Origin of the sequence: Thiomicrorhabdus sp. (genome assembly GCF_041583835.1) — a bacterium.
Lineage (GTDB): Bacteria > Pseudomonadota > Gammaproteobacteria > Thiomicrospirales > Thiomicrospiraceae > Thiomicrorhabdus.
Genome location: NZ_JBFHFC010000005.1, coordinates 82,710 through 100,754 on the forward strand (window position 1 = coordinate 82,710; position 18,045 = coordinate 100,754).

Annotated in this window: 15 protein-coding genes; 10 read left to right on the plus strand and 5 right to left on the minus strand. The window is 43.2% G+C overall.

All coding sequences use genetic code 11. The annotated features are described in order from the left end of the window. Positions 1 to 14: 14 nt before the first annotated feature. Both ABY044_RS04305 and ABY044_RS04310 read right to left on the minus strand, forming a co-directional pair. Positions 15 to 563, minus strand: a complete 549-nt coding sequence (locus ABY044_RS04305; protein ID WP_373018524.1) for an L-threonylcarbamoyladenylate synthase — start codon at positions 561 to 563, stop codon at positions 15 to 17. 105 nt (positions 564 to 668) lie between these two features. Continuing rightward, positions 669 to 1,622, minus strand: coding sequence for a homoserine kinase (locus ABY044_RS04310; protein WP_373018526.1), 954 nt, complete (start codon positions 1,620 to 1,622; stop codon positions 669 to 671). Between the two features lie 60 nt (positions 1,623 to 1,682). Here ABY044_RS04310 and polA point away from each other — a divergent pair, with 60 nt between their 5' ends. Together polA and ABY044_RS04320 are read left to right on the plus strand one after the other, a co-directional pair. Continuing rightward, positions 1,683 to 4,502: a DNA polymerase I gene (polA, locus tag ABY044_RS04315; RefSeq protein WP_373018528.1), complete on the plus strand. Its 2,820-nt coding sequence runs from the start codon at positions 1,683 to 1,685 to the stop codon at positions 4,500 to 4,502. A 113-nt stretch (positions 4,503 to 4,615) separates the two neighbouring features. After that, positions 4,616 to 5,359 carry a hypothetical protein gene (locus ABY044_RS04320; RefSeq protein ID WP_373018530.1) on the plus strand — a complete coding sequence of 248 codons (744 nt, stop codon included), beginning with the start codon at positions 4,616 to 4,618 and terminating at the stop codon, positions 5,357 to 5,359. 75 nt (positions 5,360 to 5,434) lie between these two features. On the opposite strand, the gene yihA is transcribed toward ABY044_RS04320, so the two are convergent. Further along, a complete protein-coding gene (gene yihA, locus ABY044_RS04325; RefSeq protein ID WP_373018532.1) occupies positions 5,435 to 6,070 on the minus strand; it encodes a ribosome biogenesis GTP-binding protein YihA/YsxC in 636 nt (211 codons plus the stop codon). 126 nt (positions 6,071 to 6,196) lie between these two features. Between yihA and ABY044_RS04330 the strand changes: the two genes are divergently transcribed. The 5 genes from ABY044_RS04330 (at position 6,197) to ABY044_RS04350 (ending at position 12,326) form a co-directional block, all read left to right on the plus strand. Further along, the gene (locus tag ABY044_RS04330) at positions 6,197 to 8,242 is read left to right on the plus strand and encodes a cytochrome c biogenesis protein ResB (protein ID WP_373018534.1); all 2,046 of its coding nucleotides are present in this window, start codon (positions 6,197 to 6,199) and stop codon (positions 8,240 to 8,242) included. Positions 8,243 to 8,254: 12 nt separating this feature from the next. Then, the gene (ccsB, locus tag ABY044_RS04335; protein WP_373018536.1) at positions 8,255 to 9,433 is read left to right on the plus strand and encodes a c-type cytochrome biogenesis protein CcsB; all 1,179 of its coding nucleotides are present in this window, start codon (positions 8,255 to 8,257) and stop codon (positions 9,431 to 9,433) included. A 42-nt stretch (positions 9,434 to 9,475) separates the two neighbouring features. Further along, positions 9,476 to 10,108: a thiol:disulfide interchange protein DsbA/DsbL gene (locus ABY044_RS04340; protein WP_373018538.1), complete on the plus strand. Its 633-nt coding sequence runs from the start codon at positions 9,476 to 9,478 to the stop codon at positions 10,106 to 10,108. Between the two features lie 164 nt (positions 10,109 to 10,272). Then, complete coding sequence (locus ABY044_RS04345; RefSeq protein WP_373018540.1) at positions 10,273 to 11,919, plus strand: acetolactate synthase large subunit; 1,647 nt, start codon at positions 10,273 to 10,275, stop codon at positions 11,917 to 11,919. A 62-nt stretch (positions 11,920 to 11,981) separates the two neighbouring features. After that, complete coding sequence (locus tag ABY044_RS04350) at positions 11,982 to 12,326, plus strand: hypothetical protein (protein ID WP_373018542.1); 345 nt, start codon at positions 11,982 to 11,984, stop codon at positions 12,324 to 12,326. Here ABY044_RS04350 and ABY044_RS04355 read toward each other — a convergent pair whose 3' ends face one another. Then, positions 12,327 to 12,929 (minus strand): nitroreductase, encoded by a 603-nt coding sequence (locus ABY044_RS04355; RefSeq protein ID WP_373018544.1) that lies wholly within the window; start codon positions 12,927 to 12,929, stop codon positions 12,327 to 12,329. Positions 12,930 to 13,282: 353 nt separating this feature from the next. Between ABY044_RS04355 and ABY044_RS04360 the strand changes: the two genes are divergently transcribed. Next, positions 13,283 to 14,206: a hydrogen peroxide-inducible genes activator gene (locus tag ABY044_RS04360; RefSeq protein ID WP_373018546.1), complete on the plus strand. Its 924-nt coding sequence runs from the start codon at positions 13,283 to 13,285 to the stop codon at positions 14,204 to 14,206. A 49-nt stretch (positions 14,207 to 14,255) separates the two neighbouring features. After that, positions 14,256 to 15,041, plus strand: coding sequence for a VacJ family lipoprotein (locus ABY044_RS04365; protein ID WP_373018548.1), 786 nt, complete (start codon positions 14,256 to 14,258; stop codon positions 15,039 to 15,041). Between the two features lie 74 nt (positions 15,042 to 15,115). Here ABY044_RS04365 and nhaA read toward each other — a convergent pair whose 3' ends face one another. Further along, positions 15,116 to 16,489 carry a Na+/H+ antiporter NhaA gene (gene nhaA, locus ABY044_RS04370; RefSeq protein WP_373018550.1) on the minus strand — a complete coding sequence of 458 codons (1,374 nt, stop codon included), beginning with the start codon at positions 16,487 to 16,489 and terminating at the stop codon, positions 15,116 to 15,118. A gap of 123 nt (positions 16,490 to 16,612) precedes the next feature. On the opposite strand from nhaA, the gene nhaD reads away from it, so the two are divergent. Beyond that, on the plus strand, positions 16,613 to 18,031 hold the full coding sequence (gene nhaD / locus ABY044_RS04375; protein WP_373018552.1) for a sodium:proton antiporter NhaD: 1,419 nt from the start codon (positions 16,613 to 16,615) through the stop codon (positions 18,029 to 18,031). The last annotated feature ends 14 nt before the right edge of the window (positions 18,032 to 18,045 follow it).

Sequence of the window (18,045 nt, forward strand, 5' to 3'; positions counted from 1 at the left end):
TCTAAAACACTCTGCTATCTAAGAACCTGCCCGCTTTGCGCATCGCGTATCTGGGTGGGTTTTTCCAACCCGCCAAGTGCGCCTTGCAAACAAAACAGTTCCTCTCCGAAGATTTCGACCACCTCGTCACACGACTTGGCCGGAGGTTGATTGGTGAGATTAGCACTGGTGGAAACAATCGGCTGCCCAAACGCCTGACACAATTGCTGTACGATTGGATGATCAGACACCCTTATCGCCACGGTATCCCGCCCGCCGGTAACCCACTCCGGCATTGACTGCTTTAATGGCAACACCCAAGTCACAGGGCCCGGCCAAGATGCCAACACCTCCTGCTCCCACGGCATTTGCATCAACTGCACATAAGGCAAAATCTGCTCTACGGAAGCGGCAACCAGAATCACCCCTTTCTCCACCGGGCGCTGTTTCACGTGAAACAGTTTTTCCACTGCTTGCTGATTAAAAGGGTCGCAACCCAAGCCATAGACCGCTTCGGTAGGGTAAGCAACCACGTCACCACCCTGCAGAATGCTCACTGCTTTTAACAAATTGCTTTTATTCACTAAATAATCATCTTCTGTTATCGGCTTGAACATCATTTAAACCAAACCTTCTTAAGCAACTCAAAAAAATTGACTAAAATTTAAGCAGGCTCACTCGGTTTAAATTTAATTGGATTGTTGATGAATTCGTAAGACGCGCTTAAAGACTTTTGGGTCCTTAATCTGGGTCATCTCACCTTCTCGAGGAATGTGCTTGTCTTTCAAACGTGACAAGAAGAAACGCAAAGCAGCCAAACGTAATGCCGCCGGCCAAGTATTTTGCTCGGCGTCGCTTAATGGGCGCTGTTTTTGATACGCCGAGACCATGGCATCCACACGTTCTTCGTCAAAATGAATCTCTAACGGATTTTCGGTATGCAGACGACACCAATCGTTCACCATGACCGCCAGATCGTAAAGGAATGCCGCATTACAGGCATAATACAAATCGATAATGCCCGACAGCTTATCACCGTCAAACAACGCGTTATCGCAGAACAAATCGGCATGAATCACGCCTTTAGGCAGATGTGCCCAATCAATCCCGGACTGATAAGCCAGTTCTTCCGCAATCATTTGCTTTTCGTCTTCCGGCAAATAACTTTCAATTTGCGTATAGGTGGTTTTCATCCAATTCAGATCACGGTCATTGGCACGATTTTCTTTGAAATCGGCGCCCGCCTGGTGAAAACGGGCCAACTGTTCGCCCATAACTCCGCACTGAACAACAGAAGGATCTTCCACGCCGCTACCGGTCAAACGCTCGACCAGTGCAGCCGGTTTACCGTACAGTTCTTTCAAATAACCGTTTGATAGAGTTGCGATTGGGTGGGCGGTAGGAATCTGATGTTCCGCCATAAACGCCATAATATCCAAGAAGTACGGCAACTCTTCAAACGTGTGATGTTCAAAGATGGTAAGTACAAATCGTCTGGTTTCCCCATTCAAGCTGGTATTCACAAAATAGTTGGTGTTTTCAATACCGGCACTGATGCCTTCAAAGGATTCCAAAGTCCCGACTTCGTAATCCTTTAAAAATTCGATAAGCTGGGGTTCTTCAACGACTGTATAGACAGACATAGAGTAAAGTCTCGTTATTGGGTAAAATGATTCAATAATTTTACCATAACAGGCAAACAAATGACCCAATCGAATGTGCAACTAATCACCAATCCGGAGAGTCCTTTTATTTTGGTGGATGGTTCCTCCTATCTGTTCCGAGCTTTTCATGCCATGCCGCCACTGACCAATTCCAAAGGACAGGCAACCGGAGCGATTTTCGGGGTTATTAATATGCTGGGAAAACTACTCTCCCAATATCAGCCGGAAAAAATGGCGGTCGTATTTGACGCCAAAGGTAAAACCTTTCGTCTCGACTTGTATACCGAGTACAAAGCCCACCGCCCTCCAATGCCGGAAGAACTCAGTTCTCAAATTGCACCATTGCATGAAATCGTCAAGGCATTAGGGTTACCGATTCTGGTAATCGAAGGCGTCGAGGCCGATGATGTCATCGGCACCCTCGCCCAACAAGCCACCGAAGCCAAACACGACACCCTGATCTCCACAGGAGATAAGGATATGGCACAATTGGTCAACGAACACGTCACTCTGATCAATACCATGAACGACAGCCTTTCAACGCCAGAAACCGTCGTCGAAAAATTTGGTGTACGCGCCGATCAGATTATTGACTACTTGGCTTTGGTCGGCGATACCGCGGACAATATTCCGGGGATTCCAAAATGCGGCCCAAAAACCGCCGTCAAATGGCTAAACGCTCATGGAACCATCGACCGCTTGGTTGAAAACGCCGACAGCATCGGCGGAAAAATCGGTGAAAATCTGCGCAATAACCTGGAACAACTCGCGCTTTCCCGTGAGCTGACCACCATTAAAACCGATTGCGATCTACCGGTGCACCTGCAAGACATCAACCGTCAGCCGCCGGATCTGGAAAAACTTCAGGAACTGTTTGCCGAATACGAGTTCAAAACCTGGCTAAACCAAGTCATGCAGGGTGAAGCGCCATTTTCCAAATCGAACGGAGCCAAAGCGCACAGCCAAACCCTAACTAGAAAGAATCCGGTTCAGGCCGCCGTTTCGTCATCAGAACCCGCATCATCTTCCCTGAAAGAGTCACAACCCTACGAGACGGTATTCACCCAAGCTCAGTTCGATCAATGGCTCGAACGCTTACAAAATGCCGAATTAATTGCCGTCGATACGGAAACCACCTCGCTTAATACCATGGAAGCAACAATCGTCGGTCTGTGCTTTGCGGTCACCGGAAACGAAGTTCGACATGCCTGCTATATTCCTTTAGCCCACGATTACGAAGGGGCTCCCGAACAACTTGATCAAGCCAAAGTACTGGAAAAAATCAAACCGATTCTGGAAAATCCGAATATTGCTAAATGCGGTCAAAACCTCAAGTACGATTGGCATGTATTTCAAAACCACAATATCGATCTGCAAGGTATTCGTTTCGATACCATGCTTGAATCCTACACTTTGAACAGCGTCGCCACCCGTCACAACATGGACGATTTGGCGCTGAAATATCTGAACCACCGCACCATTCATTTCGAAGAGATCGCAGGAAAAGGCAAGAAACAGCTGACCTTCAACCAGATCGATATCGAAACCGCCGCACCTTACGCCGCCGAAGATGCCGATATCACCTTGCAGCTACATGAAACACTTTGGCCGCAACTGGAAGCAGAAAACAGCTTAAAACAGGTGTTTACCGATATTGAAATGCCGCTTTTACCGGTTCTTGCGCACATGGAACGCAACGGCGTGTTAATTGATACGGAAATGCTGGCTGCCCAGAGTGTCGAAATCACCGAAAAACTCGGTCAGCTGGAACAGCAGGCACATTTAATTGCAGGAGAAGTATTTAACCTCAACTCCTCCAAACAATTACAGGTGATTCTGTTTGAAAATCTTGGTTTACCGGCCATCAAAAAGACCCCTAAAGGTCAACCTTCCACCGCCGAACCGGTTTTGGCGGAATTGGCTGAACAAGGCCATGAAATGCCGAACCTGATTCTCGAATACCGTAGTCTGGCCAAGCTTAAATCAACCTATACCGATTCTCTGCCTAAACAGATCAATCCGAAAACCGGTCGTGTACATACTTCCTATCAGCAAGCGGTCGCTTCTACCGGACGTTTGTCTTCAACCGAACCGAACCTGCAAAACATTCCGGTTCGTTCAACCGAAGGCCGTCGTATTCGTCAGGCCTTTATTGCTGAACCCGGCCATCAATTAATCGCTGCCGACTACTCGCAGATCGAATTACGAATCATGGCGCACCTTTCCGGTGACGAAGGTTTAATGAACGCGTTTGCACAAGGTAAAGACATCCATAAAGCAACCGCTGCGGAAATTTTCGGCGTTCCGTTGGATGCGGTCACCTCCGAACAGCGTCGTAGCGCAAAAGCAGTCAATTTCGGATTGATTTACGGCATGTCCGCTTTCGGTCTGGCAAAGCAACTGAATGTCGGCCGAGGTCTGGCCCAGGAATACATCAACCTTTATTTCGCCCGTTATCCCAGCGTCTTGACCTACATGGACACAACCAAGGAAAACGCCAAGGCCAACGGTTTCGTCGAAACCCTGATGGGACGTCGCCTTTACCTGCCCGACATCAATGCACGTAACGGCCAACTCCGCCAGTATGCAGAACGCACCGCCATCAACGCACCGATGCAAGGCACCGCGGCCGATATCATCAAAACCGCTATGATTCGCATAGAAAACTGGCTGAAAACCTGCCCGTTCGACATCAAAATGATTATGCAGGTACACGATGAATTGGTATTTGAAGTCGCGGAAGACCAGATCGAAGCGGTCAAACCGCACATTAAGGAATTAATGGAATCGGCTTTAGAGTTGAAAGTGCCTCTAATCGTCGATATCGGTCAGGGTAAAAACTGGGACGAAGCACATTAATTTCCCTTTTAATTTCTATTAAACAAGAGACGATTCTTCAATAAAAATCGTCATTATCGTTTAAAAGATACGGTATATTTATGCCAATAATAATTTTTACTTAGGAGTCTGTTTTGAACGTCCAACTTTCCAAATTACATAAAACTGTATTGGCATCCGCTTTATTCGGCCTGTCTTTTAACAGCTTGGCCGACAACAACATTAAAACGTTAAACTTCGCCTCACAAAATGATTTTGAACAGTTTGCCGAGAGCGTAACCAATGTTTTCGGTCATAAAACCATGTTCCCGGCCGAATATATGGGAGTTACGGGATTTGATGTCGGCGCGTCACTTAATTTTGTAGAAACCGGCTATAAACTTTCCAATCAAACCGAACGCAATAAAGATCTGTTACCGATGTACAGCCTTCATGCTTTAAAAGGCTTGCCGGGCGGTTTTGATATCGGATTTAACTACAATATCCTTTCGGACAGTAGCGCTTCAAGTTGGAGCGCCGAAGTCCGTTACGCCATTCTTGAAGGCGGGACGACCCAACCGGCCGTATCCGTAAGCGGAAACTATGCCCAAGCTTCAGGTATTGATGCCCTAAACTTTAATAGCTACGGCGTTGATTTTGGAATATCAAAAGGCTTTGCAAACTTGACCCCTTATGCAGGAATCGGTTGGGTTCTTTCCAGCGTTGATCCGGAGGTGGCCAATAGCAACTCGAGCGTCAACCTGAAAACCGAAAATCTTTCTTTAATGAAACTGTCGGCTGGCTTAAACGTCAACTTACTGTTTATGGATGTTATGCTCGGTTATAACCAAATCGGCGATTACGGCACTTACTCTATCAAAGCCGGTTACCGTTTCTAAATCGACTTTAACCATCGTTATTTATTAAAAAGGCCTCTTTATGAGGCCTTTTTAATATCGAAAAATCCGCTTGTCTTATTCCGACTCTTTTTTCTCTTTTTTAGACGGACGTTCATAAGCCATCCATTCGTCCAATTTATTCCACGCCTGCACCAACCCCTCCTTTTTCAAGGAAGAAAAAAGTTGTGCCGTGGCATGAGGATACTCTTCTTTCAATAACTTCTGCAATGTCAACAAACTGGCCTTGGCCGGTCCCTTTTTAAGCTTATCCGATTTAGTTAAAAGAATATGCACCGGCAATTTCAAATCCAGAGTCCAGTCCAACATCACGATATCAATCTCGGTCGGCGGCATACGACAATCCATCAACAAAACCAACCCCTTAAGACACTGACGTTTCTCGATATACTCCGACAACCCGGCTTCCCAAGCTTGTTTAATTTTGATATTTACTTTTGCGAAACCGTAACCTGGCAAATCGACTAAACGTCGTTCCGGATCACATTCAAAAAAATTGATTAATTGGGTGCGCCCTGGCGTTTTACTGGTTCGCGCTAACGATTTCTGAGAGGTAATTACATTTAAAGCACTTGATTTACCCGCATTAGAACGACCTGCGAATGCCACTTCATACCCGATATCTTCAGGGCATAAAGCAAGAGTCGGAACACTTTTTAGGTAAGTAGCTTTTTGATACAAAGGGTGTTGCATAGAAGAATCTTTAATACTTTATCAATGGTTTTCATAAGTATATACTCTACACTATTTTTTAAATAATTTATTAGCGGTTAAATTGGCTTGCCATGTCCGTTTAAAATATCAAAAATTGCAGAACTTATGACTCAAACAGAAATCTCCAAAACGCCTCCACCAAGCCCTAAAAAGAATAAAATTCTTGTCGATTTTTTGGGGTCGATGAATCTCGCGGTTACCTTATTGGTAATGTTGTCTATCGCTTCGGTAATCGGGACGGTTTTAAAACAGAATGAAACCACTCAAGACTACATTATCAAGTTTGGTCCTTTCTGGTCGGATGTATTTAATTCGCTCGGTTTATTTCACGTCTACGGAGCCGCATGGTTTGTTCTGGTTCTGCTGTTTTTACTGCTTTCAACCAGTGTCTGCGTCACCCGCAATACGCCCACTTTCATCAAAGACATCAAACAATACAGCGAAAAACTTTCACTAACCGCTCTGCAACATCAGCCGAATCATACGACTTTCGAAAGCAATTACAGTGCGGAAGCCGAACTGCAACACGCCCAAACGCTGTTAAGCAAAAACGGTTATAAAGTTAAAACTCACCATCGAGACGACGGCAGTGTTACCGTCGCCGGATTGAAAGGAAGATGGAACCGTTTAGGCTATTTCTTTACTCATATTTCCATAATCGTCATTTGTCTCGGCGCTTTGTTAGACAGTAATTTATTGCTTAAATTCCGTGAATTATCCGGAAATTTAATTCCCGAAACTCGTACGGTTTCTTTGGATGAAGTACCGCAAACCGCTTGGATGGGGCCGGAAAACCTCTCTTTCCGTGGTTCGGTTAATGTCCCTGAAGGACAAAAAACCGATGTATTGTTTTTACCTTATGAAGACGGATATCTCGTTCAAAAACTACCATTCACGGTAGAGGTCAAAGATTTCCGCATCGAATATTACGATACGGGAATGCCTAAATCTTTCGAAAGCGATTTGATTCTGACGGCACCCGAATTGGATAAACCAATTGTCCAAACCATTGCGGTTAACCACCCTCTTTACTATAAAAATTATGCAATTTACCAATCTTCTTTCGGAGACGGCGGGTCAATCTTAAACTTAAAAGTGCATCCCCTACTTTCTCCGATTGAAAATGCGATTGACCTAAAAACCTCCGTTAACAAAACCGAACCTTTAAAAACGCCTGTCGGACGCTTTAATGTTGAAATCAACGACTTCCGTCTATTTAACATGGTTCCGGCCACCGAAGAAGAAAAAGCCGCGACTGGAAAGAAATTCCATAACAACGGCCCTTCTATGGTCTTCAAAGTACGTAACGAACAAGGTAAGGCTTGGGAATACGACAGCTATATGATGCCGAGTTTACAAGAAGGACGTTGGTTCTTTATGACCGGCGTGCGCACCATGAACAGCGAACCATTCCGTTACCTGTTTATTCCGGCGGACGGTAATAAACAGAAAGATCGTTTCTTCAAATTCCTGGCTCTAGTCAACAATCCGGTCGAGAGCGCGAAGATATTGACTCAATCGTTCCCGAAAACCGATCAGGTTGAAGAGAAAACCTATGAATTGCAGATCAGGTTAATGCAACAATTATTGAGTCTTTTCCGATCCAAAGGTTTTGACGGAATTACTCAATTCGTTAATAAAAACGTACCGAAAGAAGAACGCGAAAAAGTGTCCGACTACTACTTCAGTCAAACCAGTTTCGCCCTTCAAAGTCTTTACCTGAACACTCTACAACAAGAAGGTAAAAAAGTCGTTCAAGATCAAGACATTTCCGATTTCGACAAACGTTGGTTTGAAGATGCTTTAAATGCTTTGAACAGTTTGCCGCACTTCGGACCGCCGATGTATTTTGAAATGAAATCATTCAAACAAATTCAAGCAACCGGCCTCCAAATCACTAAATCACCTGGTAAAGATGTGGTTTATTTTGGTAGTGCAATGCTTATAATCGGTGTTTTCTTTTTGTTCTATGTGCGCCAGAAACGCATTTGGGTAAACATTCGAAGCAAACAATCCGACGATTCGAACGAAGCAAAATCAACTGAAATCACTGTGGCTGGTAGGGATAAAAAGCCTTTACCGGAAACCGAAACTGAATTTAATGCGTTAGTTGAAGCAATTCGACAGCCCGTTAATAAACAAACAGATTAAAGGTAAAAAACCATGCACACTAACAGCGTCACGAATGAATTCAATTCATCAGAAAAAAAGCACTTTGATTTAAGAAACATTGTGTGGGCGATTTTTGTCATTGCCAGTAGTTTAATCGGCTGGAACCAATACGGCGCCTTAATGGACTACTATGAAGACAGTATATTGGCCGGCGCAACCATTGGCTTGATCTGGCTGGGCGTGACCTGGCGCAGTTTCCAACCTGCCGCCGTTGCCGTCGCCCTATTGAGTCTGTTAGCCATTTACACTTATCAATCTCACGGTAATGTCATCAGTGCTAATGAACAAGCTTTCTTCCTGAAATACCTAATCTCCAGCCAATCGGCGATCATGTGGATGAACGCCTTGTTTGTATTGGCGACGGTTACCTACTTTTTCGCTCTTTACCAAAAGTCGGAATTCACCGGCAAAGTCGCGACGTCAATGGTATGGAGTGCAGCGGTTTTTGGCTTGGTCGGAATGATGGTTCGTTGGCGCGAATCGTACATCATTAACGTCGATTACGGACACATTCCGGTCAGCAGTCTTTACGAAGTATTTATTCTGTTCGTTGTAATTACCGCTTTGATCTATTTGTACTACGAACAAAAATATAAAACCCGTACTTTAGGTGGTTTCGTCATGCTGGTCGTCAGTGCCGCCGTTGCTTTTATCCTTTGGTACACTTTCGATAAACAGGCTCACGTCATCCAACCTTTGGTACCTGCCCTGAAAAGCTGGTGGATGAAAATTCACGTTCCAGCCAACTTTATCGGTTACGGTACTTTCTCGATCGCAGCAATGGTCGGATTAGCCTATTTGATTACCTCAAAAATCGCGCAAAAGAATCCGGAAAGCGGCTTTGTTAAACGCATGCCTTCTTTAGAATTGATGGATGACCTAATGTATAAGGCCATTTCTCTCGGTTTTGCTTTCTTCACCATCGCCACTGTATTAGGTGCGATGTGGGCAGCCGAAGCTTGGGGTGGATACTGGTCTTGGGACCCTAAAGAAACCTGGGCATTAATCGTTTGGTTAAACTATGCTGCATGGTTACATATCCGCATGAGCAAAGGTTGGCGTGGAACGCCAATGGCTTGGTGGGCTTTGATAGGATTGCTTGTAACGACCTTTGCTTTCTTAGGCGTTAATATGTTCTTATCCGGTCTACACTCATACGGTACTCTGTAATCAGGACCGTTTAAAACGATTCCATTTAGTTTAGAGGTTTACATGTTACGCAGAACTTGGTTAAAAACACTGGCAGCTAGCGCTTTTATCGTCCTATTTTCAGGTGCCGCATCGGCGCAAGAGGATTTTGGTTTTGAAGAAGGCGTAGAATATAAAAAAACGGCTCAGCCTGTTTCTATTGCTCCACATAAAAAACAGGTAACGGAAGTATTTTACTATGGCTGTCCGCACTGTTTTCATTTGGAACCAAGTATTCATGAATGGCTTAAAACCAAACCGAAAGACGTCGATTTCGAACAGGTTCCGGCCATTTTGAATAACCCAAATTGGATCTTTATGGGCAAAGTTTATTACACCGCTAAAGAACTGGGTGTACTAAAACAATCTCACCTTCCATTCTTTACCGCATTACATCAAGATAAAAAGCCTCTGTTTACGGTTGAAGCAATCGCTAAATTCTTCACTCAATTCGGTGTTAAAGAAGAGGATTTTAAAGCGACGTTTAATAGCTTTAAAGTTGATCAACTCGTTCGTAATGCAATGAAAGTAACTAAATCTTATGGTATTGACGGTGTTCCTGCCGTTATCGTCAACGGTAAATATATCACCGATGTTCCTATGTCCCACAGTCAAACCAGAATGTGGCAAGTCGTGGATTATTTAACCGAACGTTAAACCCGGCCTATACCAATATTATAAAAAGGGGTATAACCCCTTTTTTTATTTCTGAAGCACAGTAAAAATACATCAACTCGAAAGAAACAATTTCATATTTATGAAACTCCTGTTATTTTTACTCCTGATTCATAATTTTTAAAATATAAAAAGCGAGTGATGCCATGAAAGCGGCTAATTTATTTGTTCAATGTCTGGAAAATGAAGGGGTTGAATATATTTTTGGAATTCCAGGTGAAGAAAACCTGGACATCATGGATGCATTATTAGACTCCAAAATTAAATTCATCACGACCCGTCACGAACAAGGCGCTGCTTTTATGGCTGACGTTTACGGTCGTTTAACCGGACGTGCCGGCGTTTGCTTATCCACTTTGGGTCCGGGGGCAACCAACCTGGTCACCGGTGTGGCGGACGCTAATATGGACAATGCTCCGCTAGTCGCAATTGCAGGTCAAGCCGCAACCACTCGTATGCACAAAGAATCCCATCAGGTAGTGGATTTGGTCAGCATGTTTAAACCCATCACCAAATATGCCACCCAAGTATTGGAACCGGAAACGATTCCGGAAGTCGTTCGCAAAGCATTCAAATTAGCCGAAGCTGAAAAACCGGGAGCCACATTTATTGACCTACCGGAAAATATTACCGAAATGGAAACCAATGAAGTGCCGTTGCCGACCAGCGCCAACCGTTTGACCTTAGCCGACCATGAACTGCTTCAAACAGCGGCGGAATTGATTAAAAATGCGAAATACCCATTAATCCTGGTCGGTAATGGCGCGGTAAGAGCTCGAGCAGGCAATGATCTTCAAGAATTCGTCGAAAAACACTCCATCCCGGTCGTAAACACGTTTATGGCTAAAGGCGTTATTCCGTTCTTTAAAAACGGCATGGCGATGGGTTCAGCGGGCTTACAAAAAGGGGATTACGAAAACGGTGGATTCGCTCGCGCCGATGTCGTGATTTGTGTCGGTTTCGATATGGTTGAATACCACCCTCACCTTTGGAACCCGAAACGCAATCATCGAATCATTCATATCGACACTAAAAAATCCGAAGTCGACCACAGCTACATTCCGGAAGTCGAACTGATCGGAAATATCGGTCGTAACCTGTCGGCATTAGGCGAACTGCTTCCGGAACCGCAACATAACACCTTAATAGACTTTCCTTTACGGGATGCCATGATTAATGAGATGAATCGTTGCTCAACCAGTGACGATTGGCCGATGCTACCTCAAAAAATTATTTGGGATCTGCGTACCGCCATGAAAAAGGCCGATATCGCAATTTGCGACGTTGGGGCGCACAAAATGTGGATGGCGCGCATGTTCCGTTGTGATTTGCCGAATACGTGTATTATTTCGAACGGTTTCGCCGGAATGGGTATTGCCGTACCCGGCGCCGTTTCCGCCAAACTGGCTTATCCGGACAAAGCCGTGGTCGCCGTTACCGGCGATGCCGGATTCATGATGAATTCCCAAGAGATTGAAACCGCCTTACGCTGCAATACTCCGATTGTCATTTTAATCTGGAACGACAGTAAATACGGACTAATCGAATGGAAACAACATCGTCGTTTCGGACGCTCGTCCCACATCGATTTTACCAACCCGGATTTTGTCGCCTACGCCAAATCCTTTGGAGCCGAAGGCGTACGTATAGAATCGGCGGAACAATTATTACCAACCTTACAGCAAGCTTTAAAGGCCAATACCGTTACCGTTATCGATTGTCCTGTCGACTATTCACAAAACGATCGTTTAACCGAACTTTTGGGTAATGTATTGTCTGAAATTGAAGACTGATTCATAATTGAAATCAAACCGGCTGTCGTAATACCAGAGTTATTAAAAATAAGGATCCTATTATGATCTTCATAAGACGCAATACCGAAGGTGAAATCATTGAAATCGATTTTGCCCCCGCTCCAAATCTGGAAGAAATCAGCCTATTTGACCCTCAACTTAAAGAATTCTTAAAAAATTCTCCTAACAGTGAGGAGATGATCAAAACCGTTCTCGATAATCTTGATTTAAGCATGGTACGTGTTATCGAGGATTTGATCGACCTGCTGATTGATAAGGATCTGATTCGTTTTACCGATCTTCCTGACGCCGTTCAAAATAAACTTTTATTCAAAAAGAGCATCCGAAGCTCTCTACAAGAAGACAAAGATTCGCCGTTGCACGATGAAGAACTTTTAAATTTCTAATCAATCCAATTGAATCAGAATTTCTTCAAGCGGCTTTCTTTTTTGATTCGGCGTACCGCAGTCCGGATGACGTTGTCCGATATACAAAGCGCCAATTAGCTCAATCCTATTAGGATCGATCTTTAACAATTGATAGGTTCTAGGATCCTTTAAAATGGGTCCTGTACTCCACTGAACGCCTAAATTCTGATTCCAAGCCATTAATTGAAAATTCTGAATTGAACAGGCACAAGCGGCATAATCTTCTTTTTGAATGACAGGATCTTCCGCCAAAATCTGACCGACTAAAATGATTTCAGGAATAGCGGCGAACTTTTCTAATGCCTTTTGATAAACATTTTCATAGCTATCAGGATCATGTGATTTCTTTTGAGCTCGATTATCAGCATAAATATCCGCCAAAACCGTTCGGCTGTTCGTACCTACCTGCCAAAAGCGCCAAGGTTGGGTCAATTTATGATTTGGTGCCCAACGAGCCGCTTCCAAACAGTTTTCCAATGCTTTGGAATCTACCGGATAAAGGTCAACAGAAGCAAATTGATAACAGGTTCGTCTTGATTGAAAAAGCGTTAACAAATCTGCTTGAGGTAAAAAATATTGCATCCGTTATCAATCCTAATCATTATGTAAATGGCATCTAATTTAGATTAGGCTATTATCAAGAATCGCCAACCAATCCACAAGCCAATAACAAAGTGAATAACTTGTCATATTTTGTGGATAAGTGTGTATTTTTTCTTAACTTAAATTTTTATCCACAAAACGCACACACTTATCCACGTCACTTATTTGGTAGTATACGCACACCCTATTAACAAGCTAATAGATTGATATCTTTTAATAATTCGTTTTTATCAACAGTATCTATTAACATAAGAAGAATAAAAAGAAAGAATATATAAAAAAGAATATATATATTTAATAAGTAAACTTTAATCCACTAAGAATCATTCAAAATGACACTAAATGAATTGAAATACATCATTGCCGTAGCAAAAGAAAAACATTTTCGTAAAGCATCGGAAACCTGCTTTGTCAGTCAACCTACGTTGAGTGTCGCAATTAAAAAGCTTGAAGAGGAATTGGGAGTCATCTTATTTGAAAGACGTAAACAAGATGTTCTAATTACGCCTATCGGTAAAAAAATCATTGCTATTGCAGAAGAAATCATTGAACATAGCAAAGATATTAAACAACTCGCCAAAGAAGCCCAAGGCGATTTTTCATCCGAATTAAAGATTGGGGCTATCTACACTATAGCGCCTTACCTACTTCCTAAATTAATTCCCATTTTTCATAAACACGCACCGCATGTGCCATTGATTATCGAAGAAAACTTTACCCATGTCTTAGCTGAAAAGTTACAAAGCGGGGAATTGGATATGGTTATTCTTTCTTTGCCTTTTGACGAACCTAATATTGAAACGTTTCCGCTTTACGAAGAACCTTTTAAATTAATCGTCCCCAAACACCATCCATTAGATAAAACCAAAGAACATATCGTTTTACAAAAAATTAAAGATGAAACGGTTCTATTATTGGGTGCCGGACATTGTTTTCGGGATCAAGTCATCGAAGCGTTTCCTAACCTGATGCATCTGAATTATCAAAGTGATCGATTACAAAGAACATTTGAAGGCAGTTCATTGGAAACCATTCGTTATATGGTCGCTTCGGGTGCAGGTATTTCTATTTTTCCTTGTAGTTCGCTCTCAGAACGCGATGAAGCTCTCTTTACGATTAAAACCTTATCTGACCCTGTCCCTAAAAGAAAGATTGCCCTAGCGTGGCGTAAGAGCTTCCCTAGAAAAGAAATATTAGAACGCTTTAAACAATCTCTATTGGAAGTGCAAATTCCTTGTACAATCTCTTCCCCGTAAGATTTTTTAAATTATTTTATTTACTTAGGCATTTAGAGATCAAACTCAAATGAATAATATAAAAAGACAGCTACTCATTTTTTCTTTCAGTTTTTTATCTGTATTGAATAGTTCAAACGTCTCGGCTGGCTGGGAAGAAGATCTGGTTTATATTCCATCAAAAACCCAATCAACTAATGCACCGACTATGAATTCAAGAGACCCTTATGAATCTTTTAATCGTCAGATTTATGCTTTCAATATGGGATTTCATGACATGATCGGTGAACCGGTTGCCAAAGCGTATTTGAATTATGTACCTCAACCGGCACAAACCGGCATCAGTAATTTCTTCAGTAACCTCACCATGCCGCTTAATTTCACCAATAGTTTTCTGCAAGGCAAAGTACAAGAAGGACTGGAAGGGGTGATGCGGTTTACCATAAACAGTACTTTCGGACTTTTAGGTTTATTGGACATTGCAACGCCGGCCGGTTTGGAACTGAAAAAAGAAGATTTGGGTCAGACGCTTTATGTTTGGGGCGTTTGGGATGAAGCATCCTTTATCATGATGCCTTTTTTAGGACCTTACACCACCCGCAGTCTTTTCGGAAAAGTGGTCGATAGCAGTTATGATCCTGCTTATGATTTATTGCACGATGACATTAACCGCAATGCGATTTTTTTAGGAGATGCTTTCATCTCTTATACAAAAACGGTGCCGTTGATCGACGAACTTAAAAGTCAGCCGGATCCTTATATTTTCTTGCGTGAGAGTTACTTGCAATATCGAACTAATTTAATTTACGACGGAAATCCTCCACAACCGAAGTTAGACGATTTCAATTTCGAGTAAATCGATTTTATTTTGAATATTTTGGACATAAAAAAACCAGGCAATGCCTGGTTTTTTATTGAAGATTATTTATTTTAGTTTGGCGTATCGGCTGATTTAGCTACGAAACGCAACCAAAGAAAACCGAATAAACCGGCCACTAGTGAAGCAACGAGGATCCCGGTTTTTGCGCCCAGCAGCATATCGTTCGGAGTATCCCAAGCCAGTTCGGCAATAAAGATCGACATGGTAAAACCGATTCCTCCCAGGAAGGAAACGCCAAATAGTTGGCTCATAGTCGAGCCGCTTGGCAATCTGGCGAAGCCTAATTTAATCGCTAACCAGGAAACTCCGGCGATACCGATCACTTTACCTAAAACCAAACCACTCATAACTCCAAGAGTGACCGGTTGCGCCAAAAGACTACCCATTTCGGAGAAATTTAAAGCAATACCGGCATTGGCCAAAGCAAATAATGGAATGATGATTAGACCGACCGGAAGGTGTAGGTCGTGTTCCAAACGGTTTAAAGGAGTTTGTACACGTTGTGCGCCTTTTTCAATTTGTCTGACGATCGATTTTTGATTGTCACACAGTTGATGGTTTGGATCGTTCTTTTCCTCGTTTTTATAAGCATGAACCAATGTGTCCATATGTTCGTGGAAAAACGACGGATTGAATTTAGGTTTGGCGGGAATCGTCATTGCAGTCAGAATCCCGGCAATCGTCGCATGCACGCCGGATTCTAACATGGAAGCCCACATTAACCCGCCGATGATGAAATAAGGTAAAGGACTGTGGATACCGAAACGGTTAAAACTGATTAAAACACCAAAGAATGCGAAAGCGGCTAATAAGTAAGGGATGTTGATCTGTTCGGTATAGAACAATGCAATGACGGTAACGGCACCTAAGTCGTCAACGATTGCTAAGCCGACCAAGAAAGTGACTAAAGCCGCCGGTACGCGTTTACCTAGCAGTACTAAAGCACTAATGGCGAAAGCGATATCGGTTGCCATCGGAATTCCCCAACCGCTTTCGGCCGGAGTACCTTGTGTAATCGAGTAGAAGATCAAGGCAGGGAAGACCATACCGCCTAAAGCCGCAACAATCGGCAATACGGCGTTTTTTGGATCCGAAAGTTCTCCTACAAGTACTTCTCGTTTGATTTCCAAGCCGACTAAAAAGAAGAAGATTGCCATTAAGCCGTCGTTGATCCAATGGTGAAGAGTATGATCAATGGCGAATTCGCCTAAAGCGACCGTAAAATGGGTATGGAAAATATGTGCGTAGGTTTCTGCAAACGGACTGTTTGCAAGAATCAAAGCAATGACGGTCATGACCATTAAAACCAGACCGGTGGTGGTTTGGTTATGTAGAAATTCTTCGAAAGGGGTGGCGACCTTATTGAAGGTTTTTTCCCAAGGGGCAAAAATTTCGTACTCTTTTTTAAGTAGTTTGACTTTCATTGTGTTTCCTTGTTGATTTCTGGCGCTAATCAATCGTTTTTTAAATATTAAATTAAGTTTAATTTATATAGAATAAAGAACAATTGATTTGTATTGTACCGATTTTAAGATTAGGGATAAGTAATGTTTAATGTATTCAAAATGGCGTTAACCGGTTTGTTAATGATCCTGCCAGGTTTCGCTTTTTCCAGTGAAACCGCTCATTCTATCGATTTCACTGTTCATTGGGCCGGCTTCGTCAGTTTGGGAATTTTCATCGTTGCTTATTTTTTAGTTATGACCGAGGAGTTTACCCATTTACGTAAATCCAAGCCGGTCATTTTGGCCGCGGGGTTAATTTGGGCGATCATAGCTTATGTAATGGGACAGAATGGAATGCCAAACGCTGCAGAAGAGGCGGTCAGACATAATATTCTGGAATTTGCGGAACTGTTTTTATTCCTTTTGGCTGCCATGACCTACATCAACGCGATGGAAGAACGTCAAGTATTCGGTGCTTTGCGCGGTTGGTTGGTTTCCAAAGGTTTTTCTTACGTACAATTGTTTTGGATTACCGGTTTTCTGGCGTTCTTCATTTCACCGGTTGCAGATAACCTGACAACCGCATTATTGATGGGGGCGGTGATTTTAGCGGTTGGCGCCAATTCACCGAAGTTCGTTAGTCTGGGCTTTATTAACGTGGTTATTGCCGCTAATGCCGGCGGTGCTTTCAGTCCGTTTGGTGACATCACAACCTTAATGGTTTGGCAGAAAGGGCTTCTGCATTTTAATGAGTTTTTTGACCTGTTCTTACCCGCTTTGGTTAACTTTACGGTTCCGGCTTTGTTCATGATGTTCTTTATTCCAAAAGAAAAACCGGAAGCTTTAGAAGAAGATATTTCTATGCGTCGCGGGGCAAAACGCATCATTTTCCTGTTTTTCGTTACGATCGCGACTGCGGTTTCTATGCATAACTTCCTGCATATGCCGCCGGTATTGGGAATGATGATGGGACTTGCTTACCTGCAGTTTTTCGCTTATTACCTTAAGAAAACCGGTGAGGTTTCCTATGAAATCGGGAATGAAGGGGAAGGAACGATTCACGGTAATTCCAGACCGGTTACGTTTGATATTTTCAACAAAATCGCACGCGCCGAGTGGGATACCTTGCTGTTCTTCTTCGGGGTTATTTTGGCTGTAGGCGGTTTGGGTACTTTAGGTTATTTGTCGTTGGCTTCCGATGTTATGTATAACCAATGGGGTGCAACTTATGCCAACGTAGCGGTCGGTTTCTTATCGGCGGTGGTCGATAACATTCCGGTGATGTTTGCGGTATTGACGATGAATCCGAATATGGCTGACGGACAATGGTTGTTGGTAACGTTAACCGCCGGTGTCGGGGGATCATTGCTTTCGATCGGTTCCGCCGCCGGTGTGGCTTTGATGGGACAATCCAAAGGCCAGTACACTTTCTTCAATCATTTGAAGTGGACGCCGGTGATCGCATTGGGATATTTCGCCAGTATTTGGGTACATATGATGCTGAATGCCGAATTATTCTAATTTAGGATATTTGG

Bases quoted from the DNA above. Each gene is read 5' to 3' on its own strand.
- ABY044_RS04310 (WP_373018526.1), bottom strand. From the start codon at position 1,622: ATGTCTGTCTATACAGTCGTTGAAGAACCCCAGCTTATCGAATTTTTA.
- polA (WP_373018528.1), top strand. From the start codon at position 1,683: ATGACCCAATCGAATGTGCAACTAATCACCAATCCGGAGAGTCCTTTT.
- yihA (WP_373018532.1), bottom strand. From the start codon at position 6,070: ATGCAACACCCTTTGTATCAAAAAGCTACTTACCTAAAAAGTGTTCCG.
- ABY044_RS04330 (WP_373018534.1), top strand. From the start codon at position 6,197: ATGACTCAAACAGAAATCTCCAAAACGCCTCCACCAAGCCCTAAAAAG.
- ccsB (WP_373018536.1), top strand. From the start codon at position 8,255: ATGCACACTAACAGCGTCACGAATGAATTCAATTCATCAGAAAAAAAG.
- ABY044_RS04340 (WP_373018538.1), top strand. From the start codon at position 9,476: ATGTTACGCAGAACTTGGTTAAAAACACTGGCAGCTAGCGCTTTTATC.
- ABY044_RS04345 (WP_373018540.1), top strand. From the start codon at position 10,273: ATGAAAGCGGCTAATTTATTTGTTCAATGTCTGGAAAATGAAGGGGTT.
- ABY044_RS04350 (WP_373018542.1), top strand. From the start codon at position 11,982: ATGATCTTCATAAGACGCAATACCGAAGGTGAAATCATTGAAATCGAT.
- ABY044_RS04355 (WP_373018544.1), bottom strand. From the start codon at position 12,929: ATGCAATATTTTTTACCTCAAGCAGATTTGTTAACGCTTTTTCAATCA.
- ABY044_RS04360 (WP_373018546.1), top strand. From the start codon at position 13,283: ATGACACTAAATGAATTGAAATACATCATTGCCGTAGCAAAAGAAAAA.
- ABY044_RS04365 (WP_373018548.1), top strand. From the start codon at position 14,256: ATGAATAATATAAAAAGACAGCTACTCATTTTTTCTTTCAGTTTTTTA.
- nhaA (WP_373018550.1), bottom strand. From the start codon at position 16,489: ATGAAAGTCAAACTACTTAAAAAAGAGTACGAAATTTTTGCCCCTTGG.
- nhaD (WP_373018552.1), top strand. From the start codon at position 16,613: ATGTTTAATGTATTCAAAATGGCGTTAACCGGTTTGTTAATGATCCTG.